The sequence below is a fragment of the Kitasatospora dryopteridis genome (assembly GCF_050749075.1).
Lineage (GTDB): Bacteria > Actinomycetota > Actinomycetes > Streptomycetales > Streptomycetaceae > Kitasatospora.
On the sequence record NZ_CP192749.1, the window covers coordinates 3,587,605 to 3,607,345 of the forward strand.

At 73.3% G+C, this 19,741-nt stretch carries 19 protein-coding genes; 8 read left to right on the plus strand and 11 right to left on the minus strand.

The window, feature by feature from the left end; genetic code table 11:
• The first annotated feature begins 96 nt into the window (after positions 1-96).
• The 3 genes from ACQ614_RS16320 to ACQ614_RS16330 all read left to right on the plus strand — a co-directional run bounded on the left by ACQ614_RS16320 (position 97) and on the right by ACQ614_RS16330 (position 2,785).
• On the plus strand, positions 97-1,188 hold the full coding sequence (locus tag ACQ614_RS16320) for an ABC transporter ATP-binding protein (RefSeq protein ID WP_431679295.1): 1,092 nt from the start codon (positions 97-99) through the stop codon (positions 1,186-1,188).
• Positions 1,189-1,396: 208 nt separating this feature from the next.
• Positions 1,397-1,822, plus strand: a complete 426-nt coding sequence (locus tag ACQ614_RS16325; protein WP_431679296.1) for a hypothetical protein — start codon at positions 1,397-1,399, stop codon at positions 1,820-1,822.
• 195 nt (positions 1,823-2,017) lie between these two features.
• On the plus strand, positions 2,018-2,785 hold the full coding sequence (locus tag ACQ614_RS16330; RefSeq protein WP_431683941.1) for a nucleotidyltransferase family protein: 768 nt from the start codon (positions 2,018-2,020) through the stop codon (positions 2,783-2,785).
• Between the two features lie 139 nt (positions 2,786-2,924).
• Here the strand turns inward: ACQ614_RS16330 and ACQ614_RS16335 are convergent, their stop codons facing one another.
• The 6 genes from ACQ614_RS16335 to ACQ614_RS16360 form a co-directional block, all read right to left on the minus strand.
• A complete protein-coding gene (locus ACQ614_RS16335; protein WP_431679297.1) occupies positions 2,925-4,487 on the minus strand; it encodes a DoxX family protein in 1,563 nt (520 codons plus the stop codon).
• 243 nt (positions 4,488-4,730) lie between these two features.
• Positions 4,731-5,723 (minus strand): 23S rRNA (guanosine(2251)-2'-O)-methyltransferase RlmB, encoded by a 993-nt coding sequence (rlmB, locus tag ACQ614_RS16340; RefSeq protein WP_431679298.1) that lies wholly within the window; start codon positions 5,721-5,723, stop codon positions 4,731-4,733.
• 137 nt (positions 5,724-5,860) lie between these two features.
• The gene (gene cysS / locus ACQ614_RS16345) at positions 5,861-7,252 is read right to left on the minus strand and encodes a cysteine--tRNA ligase (RefSeq protein ID WP_431679299.1); all 1,392 of its coding nucleotides are present in this window, start codon (positions 7,250-7,252) and stop codon (positions 5,861-5,863) included.
• 218 nt (positions 7,253-7,470) lie between these two features.
• Entirely contained in the window at positions 7,471-7,980 is a 510-nt protein-coding gene (ispF, locus tag ACQ614_RS16350) for a 2-C-methyl-D-erythritol 2,4-cyclodiphosphate synthase (RefSeq protein ID WP_431679300.1), read from the minus strand.
• Positions 7,970-8,749 (minus strand): 2-C-methyl-D-erythritol 4-phosphate cytidylyltransferase, encoded by a 780-nt coding sequence (ispD, locus tag ACQ614_RS16355; protein ID WP_431683942.1) that lies wholly within the window; start codon positions 8,747-8,749, stop codon positions 7,970-7,972. Before ispD ends, ispF begins: the two co-directional genes overlap by 11 nt.
• Before the next feature lie 342 nt (positions 8,750-9,091).
• Entirely contained in the window at positions 9,092-9,574 is a 483-nt protein-coding gene (locus tag ACQ614_RS16360) for a CarD family transcriptional regulator (protein ID WP_014136563.1), read from the minus strand.
• Positions 9,575-10,034: 460 nt separating this feature from the next.
• On the opposite strand from ACQ614_RS16360, the gene ACQ614_RS16365 reads away from it, so the two are divergent.
• Positions 10,035-10,721 carry a DUF461 domain-containing protein gene (locus tag ACQ614_RS16365; RefSeq protein ID WP_431679301.1) on the plus strand — a complete coding sequence of 229 codons (687 nt, stop codon included), beginning with the start codon at positions 10,035-10,037 and terminating at the stop codon, positions 10,719-10,721.
• A 94-nt stretch (positions 10,722-10,815) separates the two neighbouring features.
• Here ACQ614_RS16365 and ACQ614_RS16370 read toward each other — a convergent pair whose 3' ends face one another.
• Together ACQ614_RS16370 and ACQ614_RS16375 are read right to left on the minus strand one after the other, a co-directional pair.
• Positions 10,816-11,511: a response regulator transcription factor gene (locus ACQ614_RS16370; protein ID WP_363499251.1), complete on the minus strand. Its 696-nt coding sequence runs from the start codon at positions 11,509-11,511 to the stop codon at positions 10,816-10,818.
• Entirely contained in the window at positions 11,508-12,812 is a 1,305-nt protein-coding gene (locus ACQ614_RS16375; RefSeq protein WP_431679302.1) for a sensor histidine kinase, read from the minus strand. Before ACQ614_RS16375 ends, ACQ614_RS16370 begins: the two co-directional genes overlap by 4 nt.
• Before the next feature lie 296 nt (positions 12,813-13,108).
• Between ACQ614_RS16375 and phoU the strand changes: the two genes are divergently transcribed.
• A complete protein-coding gene (gene phoU / locus ACQ614_RS16380; RefSeq protein ID WP_431679303.1) occupies positions 13,109-13,798 on the plus strand; it encodes a phosphate signaling complex protein PhoU in 690 nt (229 codons plus the stop codon).
• Between the two features lie 241 nt (positions 13,799-14,039).
• Positions 14,040-14,219 carry a hypothetical protein gene (locus ACQ614_RS16385; protein ID WP_431679304.1) on the plus strand — a complete coding sequence of 60 codons (180 nt, stop codon included), beginning with the start codon at positions 14,040-14,042 and terminating at the stop codon, positions 14,217-14,219.
• A 200-nt stretch (positions 14,220-14,419) separates the two neighbouring features.
• Here ACQ614_RS16385 and ACQ614_RS16390 read toward each other — a convergent pair whose 3' ends face one another.
• Positions 14,420-15,007 carry a lytic polysaccharide monooxygenase auxiliary activity family 9 protein gene (locus ACQ614_RS16390; RefSeq protein WP_431679305.1) on the minus strand — a complete coding sequence of 196 codons (588 nt, stop codon included), beginning with the start codon at positions 15,005-15,007 and terminating at the stop codon, positions 14,420-14,422.
• A gap of 323 nt (positions 15,008-15,330) precedes the next feature.
• On the opposite strand from ACQ614_RS16390, the gene ACQ614_RS16395 reads away from it, so the two are divergent.
• A complete protein-coding gene (locus ACQ614_RS16395; protein WP_431679306.1) occupies positions 15,331-16,734 on the plus strand; it encodes a hypothetical protein in 1,404 nt (467 codons plus the stop codon).
• Positions 16,735-16,900: 166 nt separating this feature from the next.
• Here the strand turns inward: ACQ614_RS16395 and ACQ614_RS16400 are convergent, their stop codons facing one another.
• Complete coding sequence (locus ACQ614_RS16400; RefSeq protein ID WP_431679307.1) at positions 16,901-17,659, minus strand: phosphoglyceromutase; 759 nt, start codon at positions 17,657-17,659, stop codon at positions 16,901-16,903.
• 150 nt (positions 17,660-17,809) lie between these two features.
• On the opposite strand from ACQ614_RS16400, the gene ACQ614_RS16405 reads away from it, so the two are divergent.
• Complete coding sequence (locus ACQ614_RS16405) at positions 17,810-19,078, plus strand: MDR family MFS transporter (protein ID WP_431679308.1); 1,269 nt, start codon at positions 17,810-17,812, stop codon at positions 19,076-19,078.
• Here ACQ614_RS16405 and ACQ614_RS16410 read toward each other — a convergent pair.
• On the minus strand, positions 19,065-19,622 hold the full coding sequence (locus ACQ614_RS16410; protein WP_431679309.1) for a YbjN domain-containing protein: 558 nt from the start codon (positions 19,620-19,622) through the stop codon (positions 19,065-19,067). The genes ACQ614_RS16405 and ACQ614_RS16410 overlap by 14 nt on opposite strands.
• Between the last annotated feature and the right edge of the window lie 119 nt (positions 19,623-19,741).

Consider the following 19,741-nt stretch of genomic DNA (forward strand, 5'->3'; position numbering starts at 1 on the left):
CCCGTTCGACTCCTGAACGGAGTGGGCCGGGTTCCGACAATCCAACCTTTACTCGGATCGTCCGGCACGTTCCTGCCGGTGAAGGAGAGCACAGCCATGGCTTCTGTCACGTTCGACAAGGCGACCCGCCTCTACCCGGGCGGCACCAAGCCCGCCGTCGACGCCCTGGACCTGCACGTCGAGGACGGCGAGTTCCTCGTCCTGGTCGGCCCGTCCGGCTGCGGCAAGTCGACCAGCCTCCGCATGCTGGCCGGTCTGGAGGACGTGAACGGCGGCGCCATCCGCATCGGCGACCGCGACGTCACCCACCTGCCGCCGAAGGACCGGGACATCGCCATGGTGTTCCAGAACTACGCGCTCTACCCGCACATGACCGTCGCCGACAACATGGGCTTCGCGCTCAAGATCGCCGGCGTGTCGAAGGCCGAGATCCGCCAGAAGGTCGAAGAGGCCGCGAAGATCCTCGACCTCACCCAGTACCTGGACCGCAAGCCGAAGGCGCTCTCCGGCGGTCAGCGCCAGCGTGTCGCCATGGGCCGCGCGATCGTCCGCGAGCCGCAGGTCTTCCTCATGGACGAGCCGCTGTCCAACCTGGACGCCAAGCTCCGCGTCTCCACCCGTACCCAGATCGCCGGCCTGCAGCGCCGCCTGGGCATCACCACGGTCTACGTCACCCACGACCAGACCGAGGCCATGACCATGGGTGACCGCGTCGCGGTCCTCAAGGACGGTCTGCTGCAGCAGGTCGACTCCCCGCGCCACATGTACGACAAGCCCGCCAACGTCTTCGTCGCCGGCTTCATCGGCTCGCCCGCGATGAACCTGGTCGAGGTCCCGCTGGTCGACGGCGGCGTGAAGTTCGGCGGCTCGGTCATCAACATCTCCCGCGAGGACCTGACCGGCGCCGGCACCGACAAGACCGTCACGGTCGGCATCCGCCCGGAGCACTTCGAGATCGTCTCCGGCGGCGGCATCGAGGGCGTCGCGGTCACCGTCAACGTCGTCGAGGAGCTCGGCGCCGACGGCTACGTCTACGGCACCACCAAGATCGGCGGCGACGACACCGACATCGTCGTGCGCGTCCACGGCCGCCAGGTCCCGCAGAAGGGCGAGACGATCCACGTGGTCCCGACCGGCGGCGAGACCCACGTCTTCTCCACCAGCACGGGCCTGCGCCTGAGCAAGTGACCCGATGCGCGGCCCGCACCCGCGGGCCGCGCCACGAGGCCGCACCAGGGGCCCCGGCGGAATGCGTCCGCCGGGGCCCCTGCGCGTCCCCCCTCCCCCGCCGCGCGGGCGGCGGCGTCAACCACATGACGGAACAAAACGGGACACCGGTCACTCATTGGTGTAACGGAGAGCGCCGTTGCCACCACCCACCGCTACGCTCCTGTGCGTGAAACAGCTCGTACGCCGTATCGGCCAGACCATGGCCCTCACCCTGCCGGTGCTCCTGGTGACCACCGGCACCCTTGCCGTGACCCGGGTCCCGTGGGCGCCGCCGACCGGGCTCGACCAGCAGGTGGTCGCGGCGTCCAGCAGCGACGGCACCATCGGCCGCAGCCCCGCCACCCCGGGCACCCCGCAGGATGCGCTCCGCGCCGACCTGCTGGGCGAACTGGACGCCCACAACCCCGGCACCGCGCTGGACCTGCTGGAGCGCACCATGCGGGAGAAGCCCTCGCTCACCCCGTACTGCACCGAGCTCGCCTCGGAGCTGGGCCGCGCCGCGGTCCGCAAGTACCAGGGGGACGTGCAGCGCGCCCGTTCCTTCGCCCGCCCGGTCTGCGACGGCTCCTTCGCCGCCGGCGCCACCTCCTGACAGCCGCGGGCCGCCCGGTACGGCGGCCTGATCGGCAGAACGGGCCCACCCGGCTGCCGCGACACGCCCGGAAAACCGGGCGTGCGGCGGGCGGAAACCGGGCGCACGGCGGGCCCGGTGCTGTCGAACCCATGGGGTCCGCTCCGCGCGGACCCTATTGTTCTGGCTATGACCGCTGATCAGACGCCCGCCGAGATGGCCGCGGAGCTCGCGGCCGCGCACGATCCCGTGGCCCTGGCCGCCGCTCCCGCCGTCACCCAGGCGGTGATCCTGGCCGGAGGGCAGGGCTCCCGGCTCCGCCCCTACACCGACGACCGCCCCAAGCCGCTGGTGGAGATCCCCGGCACGGGCACCCCGATCGTCGGCCACCAGTTGGCCTGGCTGGCCGCTGAGGGCGTCACCGACGTGGTGATCTCCTGCGGCCACCTCGCCGAGGTGCTGCAAAAGTGGCTGGACACGACCGAGCTGCCGCTGAGCGTCCGCACCGTCGTGGAGAGCGAGCCGCTGGGCCGGGGCGGCGGCCTCAAGTACGCCTCGGCCTCGCTCCCCCGCCCGGACGAGCCCTGGTTCGCCACCAACGGCGACATCTGGACGCGCTTCAGCCTGCGCGAGATGGCCGCCTTCCACCACGAGCGGGCCGCCGTGGCCACCCTGGCCCTGGCCCGGCCGCGCATCCCGTGGGGCGCGGTGGAGACCGACCGCTTCGGCAACGTGCTGGACTTCATCGAGGCCCCGCCGTCGCCCTTCCTCATCAATGCGGGCCTGTACGTCTTCGGACCCTCGTTCCGCGCGCTGCTGCCCGACGTCGGCGACCACGAGCGCACCACCTTCCCGCAGCTGGCCCGGGCCAAGAAGCTGGCCGGCTACCAGCTGCCGCAGGGCTGCTACTGGCGGGCGATCGACACCGCGAAGGACCTCACCGAGGCCGCCAAGGAGCTCGCCGCCGGCCGGTCGTCCGGCTGACCGCGGCGGCCGCCGACCGCCACCCCGCCCGCACCGCCGACCGCTCCTGACGGAACGGCAGGAGGGGCCTCCCACCATCGCGGTGGGAGGCCCCTCCTGCCGCCCGGAAGCCCCGTCGGGGGCACCCGGTCGACCGCCGTCAGGCCGCCGGCGCCGGGCCGGTGGGGCGGTCCATCCCGAGCTCGGAGAGTCCGCCCAGCGGGCCGCTGCCGAGCACGCCGCCGATCAGGCCCGAGCTGCCCGGCCCCGGGGTCGAACCCCCGCTGCCGTGGCTGCCGCCGGTGGTACTGCGGGTGCTGGTGGACCGGCCGCCCGGGGTGCCCGTGCCGCCCCCGGCGCTGCCGGTCTTGGACGACCTCGCCTTGGAACCCTTGCTCGACGAGGACGAGGCCGACGGCGAGGCGGACGGGGAGGCGGAGCGGCTGGGCGACGGCGTGGTGCTCGGCGTCGGGGACGGCGGGGTGCTGCCGTTGCCCGGCCACATCGGCGAGCCGTAGTCGGTGGGCTGCTTGACCGGCCCGGGGCCGGTGCCCGTGCCGGTGCGGACGGCCGCGCCGAGCATCGACCCGACCAGCAGGGTCAACCCGACGACCACCGCGGCCACCACCGAACCGCGGCGCTGCACCCGGCGGCGGACGGCCCCGGGCGCGTCGGGCCCGTACTGCCGCCAGGCGTCCAGGGCGATCCGGCCGTCCAGCGAGCCGAACGGCGCCCCGGCGATGAGCAGTGGGCTCCAGGCCGCCAGGAAGATCAGGTCGGGGGTGTCGTAGACCGGCACCGACCGCCAGCTGACGGTGAACAGCAGCGCCGCGGAGAGGGTCATCGCCGCACCGGCGGCGAGCCGCTGCCAGAGGCCGAGGACGGTGAGCACGCCGACCACGATCTCGGTGAACGCGACGCCCAGCCCGGCACCGACCGGGTGGTTCATCGCGAACGCGAGCAGTGGTTCGGCGGCCTTCCACGGGTGCAGCGAGGACAGCCAGCGCATCATCGAGCCGCGCTCGCCGCCGTCGAAGTAGACCGGGTCGCAGAGCTTGCTGAAGCCGGCGTAGACCGAGAGCGAGCCCAGCACCACCCGCAGCGGCAGCAGGACGAGGCCGAGGTCGACCCGGCGGCCCGGGTACCAGGCGTGCTTGGCGTCGGCGGGCCCTGCGGTGGCGGACACCTCGGGCAGTTCGCCGCTCGGCGCCCAGCCCCGGGTGACCGGCTCGTACGGCAGCGGGGGCGGGCCGGACTGCCGCGGCACGGCGTGCAGCGGCTGGGTCTCGTCGAGCACGGAGGAGCTACGGCCGCCGTGGCCGAATCCGCCGCCCAGGCCGTTGCCCGTACCGCCGCCGAGGGCTGCCGAGCCGGGGGCGCCCGCCGGGGCGGGCACGGTGGTGAGCCGGGCGGCCTCCAGCAGCCGGGTGGCGGCGACGTCGCCGGGTGCCGCCTGGCCGCTCCAGGTGACGGTGGTGACCCTGCCCTTGCGCCGCGGCACCGCCGCACCGACCCCCGCGAGGGCGGGGATCTGCGCGCTCGGCACCACGACCTGGGGCGTGACCAGCGGACGGGCGCCGAGGCCGGACGCGCCGGTCTGGATGCCGTACGGGTCGCCGAAGGCCGCGCCGAGCGGCACGTCGATCATGGGGGCCACCGGTGCGGCGAGCCGGACGCGGAAGCTGGCCTGGGTGCTGCTGAGCTTCGCGGGATCGGACGGCACCCTGACCGTGCTGAGGCCCGGACCGGAATCTATTCCGGCCGTGCCGCCCTGTCCCGGGCGCCGAGGTGTTCTGGTGTCCACACCCCTCTAACCGGGTGACGGCCCCGGAGGACACTCTCCCGGGTGGACTCGCGGCGTGGATTTGAAGTGATCATGAGAAAACCGATCGGGCCCGGCCGGACCCGATCGGTTCCTCCCATGAAGCTGTCCGTTCCGGACGAGCAGACCCCCTCGGGGGCCGGCTCAGCCGCGGCGGGCGCGCAGCCGCGCGGCCTCGTAGAGCACGATGCCCGCGGCGACGCCGGCGTTCAGCGACTCCGTCTCGCCGGGCATGGGGATGCGGACCCGGATGTCGCAGGTCTCGGAGACCAGCCGTGAGAGGCCCTTGCCCTCGGAGCCGGCGACGATGACCACCGGGCCGGTGAGCGCGTCGAGGTCGCCGATCTCGGTCTCGCCGTCGGCGGCCAGGCCGACGACCATCAGACCGGCCTTCTGGTAGGACTCCAGGGCGCGGGTCAGGTTGGTCGCACGGGCCACGGGCAGCCGGGCGGCGGCACCGGAGGAGGTCTTCCAGGCTCCGGCGGTCATGCCGGCGGCGCGACGCTCGGGGATGACCACGCCGTGCGCGCCGAAGGCAGCGGCGGAGCGGACCACGGCGCCGAGGTTGCGCGAGTCGGTGACCCCGTCCAGGGCCATGATCAGGGCGTCCTCGCCGGCGTCGGCGGCCTCGGCGACCAGGTCGTCCGGGTGCGCGTACTCGTACGGCGGGACCTGCAGCACCAGGCCCTGGTGGTTGAGGCCGCCGGTCATCTGGTCGAGCTGGGCGCGCGGGGCCTCCATGAGCGGGATGCCGCGCTCGTTGGCGGCCTGGAACGCGTCGCGGACCCGGTCGTCGGTGTCGATGAACTGCATCACGTACAGCGCGCTGGCCGGCACGCCGCCCTGCAGGGCCTCGACCACCGAGTTGCGGCCGACCACCAGCTCGGCGGCACCGGCGCCGCCGCGCCCGCCCCGGCCGGCACCGGCGCGGCGCATGCCGGCCCGGGACTTGGCGTCGCGCTCGCGCTTGAGCGCGGCGTTGGCGGCGCGCTGCTTGGGGTGCCCCTTGCGCTCCTCGCCGGGCGGGGTCGGGCCCTTGCCCTGCAGTGCCTTCCGGCTGTGGCCGCCGGTACCGACACTCGCGCCCTTCTTCGACCCGGGGTTGCGGCGGTTCCTGCGCTGGCTGTTGCCGGCCATGGCTGTACTTCCTGTCTCTTCTACGTCTTGAGGTTCGTCATGAGGATGGGCCGTAGCCGGTCGGGTTCCGGCTGCGGCCCACGCTCGCCCCGGCGGTCGGGGCTACTTGTCGGTCGGTCCCGCCCGTGGGGCGGGGCCTACTGGTTGATCGTCCAGCGGGGGCCGGACGGGGTGTCCTCGATGGCCAGCCCGGCGAGGCCGAGCTGGTCGCGGATGGCGTCCGCGGTCGCGTAGTCCTTGCGCTCCCGGGCCGCCTGGCGCTGCTCCAGGACGAGGCGGACGAGCGAGTCGACCACGCCGTGCAGGTCGTCGCCGCGGCCGGTGCCGGCCCAGAACTCGTCGAGCGGGTCGAGGCCCAGCACTCCGAGCATCGCACGGACCTCGGCGAGACGCGCCACCGCGCTGTCCTTGTCGTCCGCGGTCAGCGCGCTGTTGCCCTGGCGGACGGCGGTGTGCACGACGGCCAGCGCCTGCGGGACGCCGAGGTCGTCGTCCATCGCCTCGGCGAAGGCGAGCGGCACCTCGGGGGCCGCGTCCACCGGGCCGCAGCGCTCGACGGCGCGCTCGATGAAGCCCTCGATGCGGGCGAAGCCGGTCTCGGCCTCGCGCAGCGACTCCTCGCTGTACTCGATCATCGAGCGGTAGTGCGGGGAGGCCAGGTAGTAGCGGAGCACGATCGGGCGCCAGCGCTGCACCATGTCGGAGACCAGCACCGAGTTGCCGAGCGACTTGCTCATCTTCTCGCCGCTCATGGTGACCCAGGCGTTGTGCACCCAGAACGCCGCGAAGTCGTCGCCGTAGGCCTTGGACTGCGCGATCTCGTTCTCGTGGTGCGGGAAGATCAGGTCGATCCCGCCGCCGTGGACGTCGAAGGCGCGGCCGAGGTACTTGTGCGCCATGGCCGAGCACTCCAGGTGCCAGCCGGGGCGGCCGCGGCCCCAGGGGGTCTCCCAGCTGGGCTCGCCCTCCTTGGCCCGCTTCCACATGGCGAAGTCGCGTGCGTCCCGCTTGCCGGTCTCGCCCTCGCTCTCCGGCTGCAGGAGGTTCTCCAGCTGCTGGTTGGAGAGCTCCAGGTAGTCCGGGTAGGACTTCACGTCGAAGTAGACGTTGCCCTCGGAGGCGTAGGCGTGGCCGCGCTCGATGAGGCCGCGCATCATCTCGATCATCTCGGGCACGTGGCCGGTGGCGCGCGGCTCGATGGTCGGCGGCAGGCAGCCGAGCGCCGTGTAGCCGTCGTTGAAGGCGCGCTCGTTGGCGTAGGCGATCTGCCACCACGGGATGCCGAACTCGCGGCCCTTGGCGATCACCTTGTCGTCGATGTCGGTGACGTTGCGCACGAAGGTGACGTCGTAGCCGCGGTAGGCGAACCACCGGCGCATCACGTCGAAGTTGAGGCCGGACCGGATGTGCCCGATGTGCGGCGGGGCCTGGACGGTAGCGCCGCACAGGTAGATCGAGACACAGCCCGGTACAAGCGGGACAAAGTCGCGTACCTGGCGGGTGCTGGTGTCGTACAGGCGAAGGCTCACAGCGTCAAGCGTAGTGGGCGCGAGGGGGTGCCCCGCCACCTTTGGCGCCCGCGACATCCGCCACTGCCCGGCCTCCGGGGCCGGGTGTCGGCCCGTCGGGGGCCGACGATCTTGCGGTGGGCGGGGGGCGGGTGCCGGGCCGCCCGGTTGACGGCCGGTCAGAACCCCCTGCCCGCCCGCCGGCCGGCTCCCGCCGCGCGGGGCCGGCCGGTGCGGCGTCAGCCGACCCGGTAGACCAGCGCGGTGGCGATGGCCGCCAGGCCCTCGCCGCGGCCGGTCAGGCCGAGCCCGTCGGTGGTGGTGCCGGAGACCGAGACCGGTGCGCCCACCGCGGCCGAGAGCGCGGCCTGCGCCTCGGCCCGGCGCTTGCCGATCTTCGGGCGGACGCCGACGACCTGGATCGCCACGTTGCCGATCTCGAACCCGGCGGCGCGGACGATGCGGGCGGCCTCGGCCAGCAGGACGGTGCCGGCGGCGCCGGACCACTCCGGGCGGTCGGTGCCGAAGTGCGCGCCGAGGTCGCCGACGCCGGCCGCGGAGAACAGCGCGTCGCAGGCGGCGTGCGCGGCGACGTCGGCGTCCGAGTGGCCGGCCAGGCCGTCGCCGGCGTCCGGCCAGTCGAGTCCGGCGACCCTCAGCGGGCGGCCGGCCTCGAAGGCGTGCACGTCGGTGCCGATGCCGACCAGCGGAATGACGGGGGCGGCGGGTGCGGTCTGCTCAGAAGCCATCGGAGGCCCTCCTGCGGGCGAGCACGGCCTCGGCGAGCACGAGGTCGAGCGGACGGGTGACCTTGAACGCCTCCTCGTGGCCGGGCACCACGACCACCCGGCCGCCGAAGCGCTCGACCAGCCCGGCGTCGTCGGTGACCGGCGGCAGGCCGCCCGCCGATTCCTCGGCGACCGCCTTCTCGTGGACCTCGTGCAGCACCGCGCGGCGGAACCCCTGCGGGGTCTGCACCGCGCGCAGCGCGGCCCGGTCCGGGGTCTCCAGGACGGGCTCGGGCACACCGGCGGCCTGCGGCTCGACCCGCTTCACGGTGTCCGCGAGCGGGAGGGCGGGCACCACGGCGTCGGCGCCGGCCCGGACGGCGGCGACCACCGCGTCCACCACCTCGACCGGGACGAGGGGGCGGGCCGCGTCGTGCACCAGCACCGTCCCGACCTCGGCCGGGACGGCGGCCAGCCCGAGACGGACGGACTCCTGGCGGGTGGCGCCGCCGGCGACCACCCGGACGTCCTTGCCGTCCAGCCCGTGGCTGTCCAGCAGGGCGACCACCTCGGCGACGCCGTCCGGCGGCGCGGCGACCACCACCAGGCCGACCGCCCGGCTGCGGGCGAGGGCCCGGACGGCGTGGACGAGCAGGGGCACCCCGCCGAGTTCGCGCAGGGCCTTGGGGGCGCCGGGCCCCAACCGCTCCCCGCGCCCGGCGGCGGGCACCACCGCCGCTGCAACTGCTGCTGACCCGTTCAGGTTTCGCTCCTTCGGCGAAGTGGGTATGGCCTTGGCGTGCGCCGTGCGGCGTACGCCGAGGACCCCTTCCGACTGCACGTTAGTCAAACCGCTGGTCGAACCGCTCCGACGAGTCCGCGACCCCCGCGCGTGCCAGACCGACGCGCGGCCAGGGGCGCGGCCACCCGCGCGGGGCGGTCGTACGAGCGCGTGCGCCTGCACGGCCCGGCCCGACCCCGCCGGGGCGTGACGCGGCACACCGCTCGCCCCGGGTCGGCGCCCGGGCTGTGTGCGGGCACGCCGAAGCGCCCGAGGTGTCGGAGAGCGACCCGGACAGCCGTGTGACCGGGATCGCGCACCGACATCGGGCGCCGAGCGTTGCGAAGCCGCTTAGGAGGCGAGGACCTCGTCGAGCAGCGTCTCCGCCTTGTCCTCGTTGGTGTTCTCGGCCAGCGCGAGCTCGCTGACCAGGATCTGACGGGCCTTGGCGAGCATCCGCTTCTCACCGGCCGACAGCCCGCGCTCGCGCTCGCGCCGCCAGAGGTCGCGAACCACCTCGGCGACCTTGATGACATCGCCCGAGGCGAGCTTCTCGAGATTCGCCTTGTAGCGACGGGACCAGTTGGTGGGCTCCTCGGTGTACGGCGCGCGCAGCACCTCGAAGACCCGGTCGAGACCTTCCTGACCGACCACGTCGCGCACGCCGACGAACTCTGCGTTCTCGGCGGGCACACGCAGCGTCAGGTCTCCCTGCTGCACCTTGAGCACCAGGTAGGTCTTGTCCACACCTTTGATCTGGCGAGTTTCGATGGCCTCGATCAGCGCGGCCCCGTGATGGGGGTAGACCACCGTGTCGCCAACCTTGAACGTCATGTGACAGGACCCCTTCCGTGGCTTTCCAGAATAACACGCTTCTCGGCGCACCCGAAGGGCGTTTTCGCAGGTCAGGGCGGGTCTCAGGGCTTGACAAGCACCCCCATTACGTGCTGCGACCGGTGTTCGAGGGGGGCTTCCCGCAGGTCGGAGGCGGTACGACAGCTCCGCGAAACCTCTGGCAACACCGCCGAAACCATGATTGGATCTTGAGTTTTCGTCCGATCCGCCGCCGTGTCCGAACCGTTATCCGTCACACCGCCCGACCGGACCCGTGTGACCTGCGCCGGTTCGTGGGCGTCCCGGACCACGGGCGGAGCGTGCTGCGCGTGCGTACGGACGGCGCTCCGCGACACGGGGCCACCCCGTGGGAGGCGGGCGTAAGCGGTCGGTAGTCTGATCGCTGACCACCGCCACGTGATCCACATCCGTGATCCACATCCAAGGAGAATCCGCCGCCGTGAGCCGGAGCCTTCGACGCGGCGCGATCGCCGCCCTCGTCCTCGCCACCGTTGTTCCGCTGTCCGCCTGCGCGGCCGGCAACGACGCGGAGACCCTGCAGATCAAGCCGGACACCGCGGCCACCTCCATCGGCCAGGACCTCCGCCTCAACAACATCGTGCTGGTGACCGAGAAGGGCGCCTCCTCGGACGAGGCCGGCCCGGCCAACCTGACGGTCAACATCGCCAACACCGGCTCCGCCCCCGAGGTGCTGCAGGCCGTCTCGGTGGAGGGCGCGGGCGCCGCCACCTTCACCGACGCCAAGGGCGCGGCCGTCTCCGAGATCGTCATCCCGGCCGGCGGCGCGGTGCTGCTCGGCGGCGAGGGCCAGCCGGCCGTCCACCTCAAGTCGGCCAAGCTGCCGGTGGGCGGCTACGCCGCGACCGACTTCACCTTCAAGACCAACGGCAAGGTCGGCGTCCCGGTCGGCGTGGTCCCGGCCGCCGGTCTGTACGCCTCCTTCGGCCCCAAGGCCGAGCACACGGCCGAGCCGACCGCCAAGCCCTCCGGCTCGGCCACCGCCTCCCCGACCGGCTCGGCCTCGGCCACCGCCACGGCCACCGGCTCGGCGAGCCCGACCGCCACGGCGACCGGTTCGGCCACCGCCACCGGTTCGCCGACCACGACGGCCGCCGCGGCCCACTGAGCCGCCGCGCAGCCGCGCACTCCGCGAAACGGCCGAGGGCCCCGCACCGTGCGGGGCCCTCGGCCGTCGGTCGTCCTGCTCCGTCCGGGCCGGCCTACGGCTCGAACTTGTAGCCCAGGCCGCGGACGGTCACCAGGTAGCGCGGCGCGCCCGGGTCCGGCTCGATCTTGGCGCGCAGGCGCTTGACGTGGACGTCCAGGGTCTTGGTGTCGCCGACGTAGTCCGCGCCCCAGACCCGGTCGATCAGCTGCATCCGGGTGAGCACCCGGCCGGCGTTGCGGAGCAGCATCTCCAGCAGGTCGAACTCCTTGAGCGGAAGGTCGACCTTGGCGCCGTCCACCGTCACCACGTGCCGGTCGACGTCCATCCGGACCGGGCCCGCCTCCAGCGCGCCCGGGCCGCTGCCGTCGCCGTTGCCGTTGCCGTCCTCGCCGCGGCGGCGCAGCACCGCGCGGATGCGGGCGACCAGCTCACGGGTGGAGTAGGGCTTGGTGACGTAGTCGTCCGCCCCTATCTCCAGCCCGACGACCTTGTCGATCTCGCTGTCCTTGGCGGTGACCATGATCACCGGGACGCTGGAGCGGACCCGCAGCTGGCGGCAGACCTCGGTGCCCGGCAGGCCCGGCAGCATCAGGTCGAGCAGCACCAGGTCGGCGCCGTTGCGCTCGAACTGTTCCAGCGCGTCGGGGCCGGTGGCCGCGACGGCCACCTCGAATCCCTCCTTGCGGAGCATGTACGAGAGGGCGTCGCTGAACGACTCCTCGTCCTCGACCACCAGTACTCGGGTCACGATCGGGCCTCCGGGGCAGGAAGGGGGGTTGGTGCGGTCTGTTCGGTCGTCCCGCCCGCCTCGGCGGGCGGGACGGTCTCGCGGTCGCCGGCCGGGGCCTGCCCGGCCGGGAGCCGCAGGGTGAAGGTGGAACCCTGGCCCTCGACGCTCCACACCGCCACGGTGCCGCGGTGCGAGGCCGCGACGTGCTTGACGATGGAGAGGCCGAGGCCGGTTCCGCCGGTGGCCCGCGAGCGGGCCGGGTCCACCCGGTAGAAGCGTTCGAAGATGCGCTCGCGATCCTTCTCCGAGATGCCGATGCCCTGGTCGGTCACCGAGATCTCGATCAGCTCGCCGTCGGCCTCGCCGAGGACGGCGGCGCTGGAGATGCGGCGGGTGGCGATGGCCACCCTGGTCCGCGGCGGGCTGTAGTTGACGGCGTTCTCCACGAGGTTGCCGAGCGCGGCTGCAAGCTGGCCGCGGTTGCCGTGCAGGTAGAGGCCGCCGGTGCCGCCGGCGGCGATGAGGATCTGCTTGGCGGCGGCGGGCTGGCGGCAGCGGTCGATCGCCTCGGCGATCAGCTCGTCGACCGGCACCGGCTCGGGATCGACCAGCCGCTGGTCGTCCTGGACCCGGGACAGGTCGATGATCTCCTGGACGAGGCTGGCCAGCCGGGTCGCCTCGATCTGCATCCGGCCGGCGAAGCGCTGGACGGCCTCCGGGTCGTCGGAGGCGTCCGCGACGGCCTCGGAGAGCAGGGAGAGCGCGCCGACCGGGGTCTTGAGCTCGTGCGAGACGTTGGCCACGAAGTCGCGGCGGATCGCCTCGATCCGGCGGCGCTCGGTGAGGTCCTCGACGAGCACCAGCACCAGCCGGGAGCCGAGCGGGGCGACCCGGACGGAGACTGCCAGCGGTTCGGCCGCTCTGGCGCCGCCCGGCCGGGGCACCTCCAGTTCGACCTGGCGGATCTCGCCGTCCCTGCGTGTCGCGCGGGCCAGCGAGAGCATCGGGTCGACGGCCATCGCGCCGCCGCGGACCAGGCCCATCGCGTACGCGGCGGAGCTGGCCTTGACCACTTCGTCCCCCTCCCCGAGCACGATCGCGCAGGAGCGCAGCACGGAGAGCACGGTGTCCACACCGGGTGGAAGAGGGGTGTCGTACGCCAGGAGCCCGCTGCTCCCGGCCCTGCCGGCGGTGCCGCCCCTGGGGGTGAAACCGCGGGCCTGCTCGCGCTCGCTCCAGCGGAAGGCGATGGCGGCCGTGAGACCGACGCCGAGCCCGGCTATGGCGCAGGCAGCGGCGGTGGCCACATTCACGTCCATGCCATTCAGCCTAAGCGCAAGGTGGGAGGGCTCCCCAAGGGTGCGATCAAGGGATCGGCCACGCGTTGCCGAGAATTCACCTTCAGTCCTCTGCCGGTTCACTGCGGAGGTCGTGCGCGGTCGCCCGAACGGGCCAGTGTGGTCGGTGCAAGCCCGTGCGGGCGGTGACGCGGCTACCATTCGCGCCACCAGCAGCGGCCGTCCCCGGACGGACCGGTCGGCACCGCCACCGACAGAGCTACTGACGGACCGGCCGACCCTTGTAGCGGGGGCGGGCGGCCAGGAGGAGAAGAAGCATGCGCGACGCGTACCACGAGGAACTCGACTCGATCAGCGACGGCCTGGTCGAGCTCGCCCGGCTGGTCGGCTCGGCCATGGGCCGGGCCACCACCGCGCTGCTCGACGCCGACCTGGCGCTGGCGGAGAGCGTCATCGCCGCGGACGAGAAGGTCAACAACCTCCACCACGACCTGGAGAACCGGGCCATCGACCTGCTGGCCCGGCAGCAGCCCGTCGCGACCGACCTGCGCATCGTGGTCACCAGCCTGCGGATGAGCGCCGACCTGGAGCGCTGCGGCGACCTGGCCCGGCACGTGGCCAAGGTGGCCCGGCTGCGCTACCCCGAGTCGGCGGTGCCCAACGACCTGCACTCGATCGTGCTGGAGATGGGGCAGCTGGCGCAGCGCCTGGTCGCCAAGGCCGGCCTGGTGATCTCCACCAAGGACGTGGACGCCGCGCTGGAGCTGGAGCGGGACGACGACGCGATCGACGCGCTGCACCGCGAGCTGTTCTCGCACCTGCTGGACGACCGCTGGCAGCACGGCATCGAGACCGCGGTGGACGTCACCCTGGTCGGCCGGTACTACGAGCGGTTCGCGGACCATGCGGTGTCGGTGGCCAAGCGGGTGGTCTACCTGGTGACCGGTGAGCACGCGGCCGAGTTCGCCGCGGAGGTGGCTGCGGCCGCCGCCGTCCAGCTGGACTGACGGCTTCCCCGCGGCCTGCCGGTCGCGGCCCGTCGGTTGCGGTCGTCCGGCCGTGGTCGGACGGGCCGGTGCGGGGGCGGGGGCGCACGCGTGCGCGGGCGCCCTGTCCCTGCGCGCCCGTTGACGCCCCGGCCGGGGCCGGTCTTCACTCGTACCAGGCATGCCGACGTGTGTCGCGTGCCGTGGTGCGCCGTCGACTGCGCTCGTGCCGTCGACCGCCGTCGATGAGGAGGCCAGCGCGATGAAGGCAACCCGGACCCAGACCACGCCCGAGGCGGGCACCGCCGCACCGCCCTCCGCGAAGCTGCTGCCGGTCGTCGCCGCGGGCTGCGGCTGCGGGCCGGGCTGCGGCTGCGGCTGCCAGTCCGGAGCACCGTGCCAGTGCGGCGGCGCCGACGGGGGCTGCTGCGGCGGCCACTGACGGCTCCTGCGAGCGGCGAAAACACCGCCCGAGCCGTAGGGCCCGCCGGTGCCGAAAGTGAGGAGCGAGGGAGCGCAGCGACGGAGCGACGACCGTCGGCGCCGGGTTCAGAGGGCCCGGAGGCGAGCGGGCGACAACACTGCCCCGCCCGGCCGTGCAGTCCGGGCGGGGCAGTTCCGTCTACGACCTCGGAGCTCGGGTCAGAAGGTGACGTCCATGCACTGGTAGAAGGCGTTGCCGGTGTCGGCGATGTCCCAGATCGCCAGGACCACCTGGTGGCCGGTGCGGCCGGACGGCAGGGTGGCGGTGTGGCTCAGCGTGGCGGGCGGCTGGGCGCCGTTGTAGGGGACGGTCAGGAAGGGCGTGGCGTCCAGGTTGGCTCGGGTCAGCTTGGTGCTCGCGCTGTAGCCGGGCTTGGTGAGGTAGTAGCGGAACTGCGTGGTCGCGTGGCGGGCGGTGAACTTCCAGGTGAAGGTGAGCCGCTGGCCGGCGCTGACCTTCGTGCTGGGCCAGCCGCCGCCGCGCGGGTCGTCGAGCTGGGCGAACCGGCTGTTGCCGCCGGCGCAGAGGGTGCCGTCGGCCGGGCCGCGCGACGGGAAGCCCTTGGGGCCCTCGACGCTCTGCGGCTCCCACCGGATGTCGCCGCAGTTGGCGACGGTGCCGGCCGCGCACAGGGCGGCCCGGCCGGGCGGGGTGGTGACCCAGCCGTGCGAGTGCGCGGGGATCGCGGTGGCGAACGGGACGGCGACGGCCGCGGCAACGGCCGCGAGGATGTGACGCTTGCGCATGGTGCTCCCTCCGTGGGGGTGGATGGAGTGTGCGTGTGCGTGGACGTGCTGGAACACCCGGCGGGCAGCGCGCAGTGTGGGGTTTGGCGTGCCCGCGCCAGGTCTGGACCACTACGCTAGAAGCGCCGCCGCCGACCGTCAATGGTCTGAACCAGTCTGCGCCACAACCGATCTGGCGACCCGTCGGCCGCAGCGTGACCCCCCGTCACCGCCGCCCCGGATAACCCGTACAGTCGTTCGTACGTGTGCACTAGCATTCCCCGCGCCCGTCGAGCGGCGTTCGACCGGAACGCCACCGGCGGGGCTCCAAGGGGAGGCACCACGTGAACAGAACCCCGGCCGCACGCATCCGTGCGGCCTTCGCCTCGGTCGCCGCGGCCGGCCTCGCGCTGCTCGCCGTTGCCGCGCCCGCGCACGCGGCCGGCGGCACGCCGACGACGCCGACCGACCTGTACAACGCGTACCAGGCGTGCTCCACCGACCAGACCGAGCCCGTGTACGTCGCGGGGCGCGCCGGTCTCACCGTGGAGGGCATCCCGGGCCACACCGATCCCGGCGTCCGGTGGGTCACCGCGCAGTTCCGGGCCTGGCCGGTCTCCGACCCGTCGCAGGTCGTCACCGCCGAGCGGACGTACTCCTACCTGGGCAACGAGGCGACGGCCACCCTGGGCGGCTACAACGCCCCGCTGCTCGACGGCGAGACCTACGCCTGGCAGGCGCGGAGCGTGGACGCGGACGGCAGTGCCGCCTCCGACTGGTCGGCGCCGTGCTACGTGGCCACCGACGACACCTTCCCGAGCGCGGAGCCGACCGTCAGCTCGCCGAACTACCCGGCGGGGCAGCAGAACCAGGGCGGCTCCCCGATCAAGCTCACGTTCGGTGCCAACGGTGTGAGTGACATCGCCGGCTACGTGTTCACCTGGTTCGGCACGTTCCCGGTCGCCGGGGGCGCGTCGATCGGGGAGCACGGAATCCCGGAGTACCACGACCCGTACGAGACCAGCCCGAACTACTTCGCCCGGGCGGACTCCCTCGGCGGCTCGGCCACGGTGAACCTGATGCCGCCGCACAGCGGGTTCCTGGTCCTGCAGGTGGCCGGCCTGGACCGGGCGTTCAACATGTCCCGGCCCACGACCTACTACATCTGGGTCAAGCCGGATGCGCCGACGGTCACCAAGGTCTCCAACTCGCCGCAGTACGGCAAGCAGGCGACCTTCAAGCTCACCCCCGACCCGGGTCTCCAGGCGGTGAGCCCCGTGATCGGCTACACCGTCGAGCACCTCGGGCAGAACCAGTCGAAGACCACCGTCAAGGCGTCCGCGAGCGGAATCGCCGAGCTGAACCTCACGCTGGACGACCCGTACGGTGACGTGCTGCTCGTCACCTCCACCAGCGCGAACGGCTGGGTGAGCCAGCAGCAGTGGTGGAGCACCGGCGGCACCGACACCTCCCCGACCGTGACCTCGGACGTCTATCCCGAGAACGGCTCGGGCGGCGGCGCGGGCGTGCCCGGCACCTTCGCCTTCACCCCGAAGATCAAGGGTGCGGTCAGCTACACGTACTCCGTCAACTGGGGCGAGGGCACCACGGTGAAGGCCGGCGGCCGCGGCGAGGCGCAGATCTCGTGGACCCCGACCGAGAGCGGCTGGTACGCCCTGGAGGTCTACGGCACCACCAAGGACGGGGCCCGGACGGCTCCCGCCTACTACTTCTTCACCGTCAACTGAGCTGTTCCACCGGTCCGGAGGGGCGTGGGCTGCGGCCTGCGCCCCTCCGGCGTGCCACCGGGCGTCGCAGGGCCCACCGCGCCGAGGTCCCGCAGAGGGCCCAGGCCGTGAAAATGCCCCCACCCCGCGCCGTATGCGCAGGTCGGGGGCATGGTCACGATCTCTACTACTTCTTGCCCTGGTTCTTGACCGCCTCGATGGCGGCGGCGGCGGCCTCGGCGTCGAGGTAGCGGCCGCCCGGGGTGACCGGCTTGAAGTCGGCGTCGAGCTCGTAGACGAGCGGGATGCCGGTGGGGATGTTCAGGCCGGCGATGGCCTCGTCGGAGATGCCGTCCAGGTGCTTGACCAGCGCGCGGAGGCTGTTGCCGTGGGCGGTGACCAGGACGGTGCGGCCGGCGGCGAGGTCAGGGACGATCGCGTCGTACCAGTACGGGAGCATCCGCTCGACGACGTCCTTGAGGCACTCGGTGCGCGGACGCAGCTCGCTCGGGATCTCGGCGTAGCGGGCGTCGCCGGCCTGCGAGTACTCGTTGTCGTCGGCCAGCACCGGCGGCGGGGTGTCGTACGAGCGGCGCCAGAGCTGGAACTGCTCCTCGCCGAACTCGGCGAGGGTCTGGGCCTTGTCCTTGCCCTGCAGGGCGCCGTAGTGGCGCTCGTTGAGGCGCCAGCTGCGGCTGACCGGGATCCAGTGGCGCTCGGCCTTGTCGAGCGCGATCTGGGAGGTGCGGATGGCGCGGCGCAGCAGCGAGGTGTGCACCACGTCGGGGAGGAGGCCCTCGGCGAGAAGGAGCTCGCCGCCGCGGGCCGCCTCCTTCTCGCCCTTCTCGTTGAGGTCGACGTCGACCCAGCCGGTGAAGAGGTTCTTCTGGTTCCACTGGCTCTCGCCGTGGCGGAGCAGGATGAGTCGGTAGGTCGTGTCAGCCATGGGCGCCAGTTTAGAGGAGGCGGTTATCCGCTGGTCGGACCGTCTCATCCCAGGTAATGTCCAGCTGTCACTTGTGCCACTTACCGCCACGGTCGGCCGGCCCGTCCTGCCTGCCTCCGTGCGCCGGTCAGCCCTGCCCGGGAGCCGCCGATGTCCGCCGCCGTCCGTCTGCGCAGCACCGTCTCGGAGGCGGTGGGCGGGCTGCCCCGCCCGTTCTGGTGGCTCTGGACGTCGACCCTGGTGAACCGCCTCGGCGGCTTCGTGGTGACCTTCCTGGCGCTCTATCTGACCGGCGACCGGGGGTTCTCCCCCGCGTACGCGGGTCTGGTGGCCTCGCTGTTCGGCCTGGGTTCGGCGATCGCCGCGGTGGCGGGCGGCGTGCTCGCCGACCGCTGGGGCCGGCGCCCGACCCTGCTGGCCGCGCAGCTGGGCACCGCGGTGTCCACGGCGGTGCTGGGCTTCTGCGAGGGCCGGGTGGCGATCGCGGTGACGGCCTTCCTGGTGGGCCTGGCGAGCAACGCCTCGCGGCCCGCCGTCTCGGCGATCATCGCGGACATCGTCCCGGCCGAGCACCGGGTGCGGGCGTACTCGCTGAACTACTGGGCGATCAACATCGGCTTCGGCGTCTCGGCGGCGGTCGCCGGCCTGATCGCCGCGCACGGCTACCTCGCACTCTTCCTGCTGGACGCGGCCTCCACGCTGGCCTGCGCGGTCGTGGTCTTCGTCCGCATCCCCGAGTCGCGCCCGGAGCGGCCGGAGGCACCGGCCGGTGCGTCCGCCGCGGAGCCGCGGACCGGCCTCGGCACGGTGTTCCGCGACGGCCGCTTCATGGCGCTGGTCGCGGTGAACCTGCTGCTGGCGGTGGTCGCCCAGCAGGGCAGCACCACGCTGGCGGTGGACATGGGGCTGGCGGGCATCTCGGCGGCCCAGTACGGCCTGGTGATCGGCCTGAACGGCGTGCTCATCGTGGTCCTGCAGCTGCCGCTGACCCGCGCCATGCAGGGCCGCAGCCGGACCGGCCTGCTGGTGGCGAGCGCCCTGCTCACCGGCTGGGGCTTCGGCCTGACCGCGCTGGCGGGCGGGTCGGCCGGCTTCTACGCCTTCACCGTGGCCGTCTGGACGATCGGCGAGATCATGGCGGCGCCGACCATGATGGGCCTGGTCGCGGAGCTGTCGCCGGCTCGCGCCCGCGGCCGCTACCAGGGCGTGTACTCGCTCTCCTGGTCGCTGGCCTCGTTCGTCGGCCCGGCGGCCGGCGGCTACCTGCTGGAGCACGCCGGCGGCCGGGCGGTGTGGGGTGCCTGCGCGGTCTTCGGGACGGTCGCGGCCGGCGCCTTCCTGATGCTGGGGCGGCGGCCCGCACCGGTGGCCGTGCCGGAGGGCCGGATCGCAGAGGCGGCCGAGCTCAGCCGGTCGTAGCCGTACCGGCCTCGGGCTCGGGCTCCGGTGCCGCGTCCGGGGCCGGCCCGGCGAGGTGCGCGAACGCCGCCAGGTTGCCGGTGGACTCGCCGCGCTTGGTACGCCACTCCCACTCGCGGCGGATGGCGGTGGCGAAGCCCAGTTCGAGCAGGGTGTTGAACGGCTCGTCGGCGTTCTCCAGCACGGTGCCGAGCAGCCGGTCGACGGCGTCCGGGGTGAGCGCCTCCAGCGGCAGCCGTCCGGCGAGGTAGACGTCGCCGAGCCGGTCGATCGCGTACGCGACCCCGTACAGCCGGGTGTTGCGCTCCAGCAGCCAGCGGTAGACGCCCTCGTGGTTCTCGTCCGGGCGGCGGATCACGAAGGCGTTGACCGACAGCGTGTGGTCGCCGACCCGCAGCGCGCAGGTGGTGGAGAGCTTGCGGGTGCCGGGCAGCGTGGCGACCAGCGTGTACGGGTCGGTGACGGCCGGCTCCCAGCCCACCCCGGCCTCGTCGAGCGCGGTGCGCAGCAGGGTCAGCGCCTCGTCCTTGGTACGGATTGCCATGGGGGTGACGCTACTCGGCGGTACGGCGGGCGCGCAGCAGCCGCGGCCGGACCCGGCACGTGAGGAACGCCACCGCACCGGGCCCGGGGATGCGCCCTCGGCGGGCACCCGTGCGCCTC

What these genes read in the sequence shown, in the direction of transcription:
- ACQ614_RS16320 (WP_431679295.1), top strand. Translation starts at nt 97, where the DNA reads ATGGCTTCTGTCACGTTCGACAAGGCGACCCGCCTCTACCCGGGCGGC.
- ACQ614_RS16330 (WP_431683941.1), top strand. Translation starts at nt 2,018, where the DNA reads ATGGCCGCGGAGCTCGCGGCCGCGCACGATCCCGTGGCCCTGGCCGCC.
- rlmB (WP_431679298.1), bottom strand. Translation starts at nt 5,723, where the DNA reads ATGGCCGGCAACAGCCAGCGCAGGAACCGCCGCAACCCCGGGTCGAAG.
- ispF (WP_431679300.1), bottom strand. Translation starts at nt 7,980, where the DNA reads ATGGCTTCTGAGCAGACCGCACCCGCCGCCCCCGTCATTCCGCTGGTC.
- ACQ614_RS16360 (WP_014136563.1), bottom strand. Translation starts at nt 9,574, where the DNA reads ATGACGTTCAAGGTTGGCGACACGGTGGTCTACCCCCATCACGGGGCC.
- ACQ614_RS16375 (WP_431679302.1), bottom strand. Translation starts at nt 12,812, where the DNA reads ATGGACGTGAATGTGGCCACCGCCGCTGCCTGCGCCATAGCCGGGCTC.
- phoU (WP_431679303.1), top strand. Translation starts at nt 13,109, where the DNA reads ATGCGCGACGCGTACCACGAGGAACTCGACTCGATCAGCGACGGCCTG.
- ACQ614_RS16385 (WP_431679304.1), top strand. Translation starts at nt 14,040, where the DNA reads ATGAAGGCAACCCGGACCCAGACCACGCCCGAGGCGGGCACCGCCGCA.
- ACQ614_RS16390 (WP_431679305.1), bottom strand. Translation starts at nt 15,007, where the DNA reads ATGCGCAAGCGTCACATCCTCGCGGCCGTTGCCGCGGCCGTCGCCGTC.
- ACQ614_RS16400 (WP_431679307.1), bottom strand. Translation starts at nt 17,659, where the DNA reads ATGGCTGACACGACCTACCGACTCATCCTGCTCCGCCACGGCGAGAGC.
- ACQ614_RS16405 (WP_431679308.1), top strand. Translation starts at nt 17,810, where the DNA reads ATGTCCGCCGCCGTCCGTCTGCGCAGCACCGTCTCGGAGGCGGTGGGC.
- ACQ614_RS16410 (WP_431679309.1), bottom strand. Translation starts at nt 19,622, where the DNA reads ATGGCAATCCGTACCAAGGACGAGGCGCTGACCCTGCTGCGCACCGCG.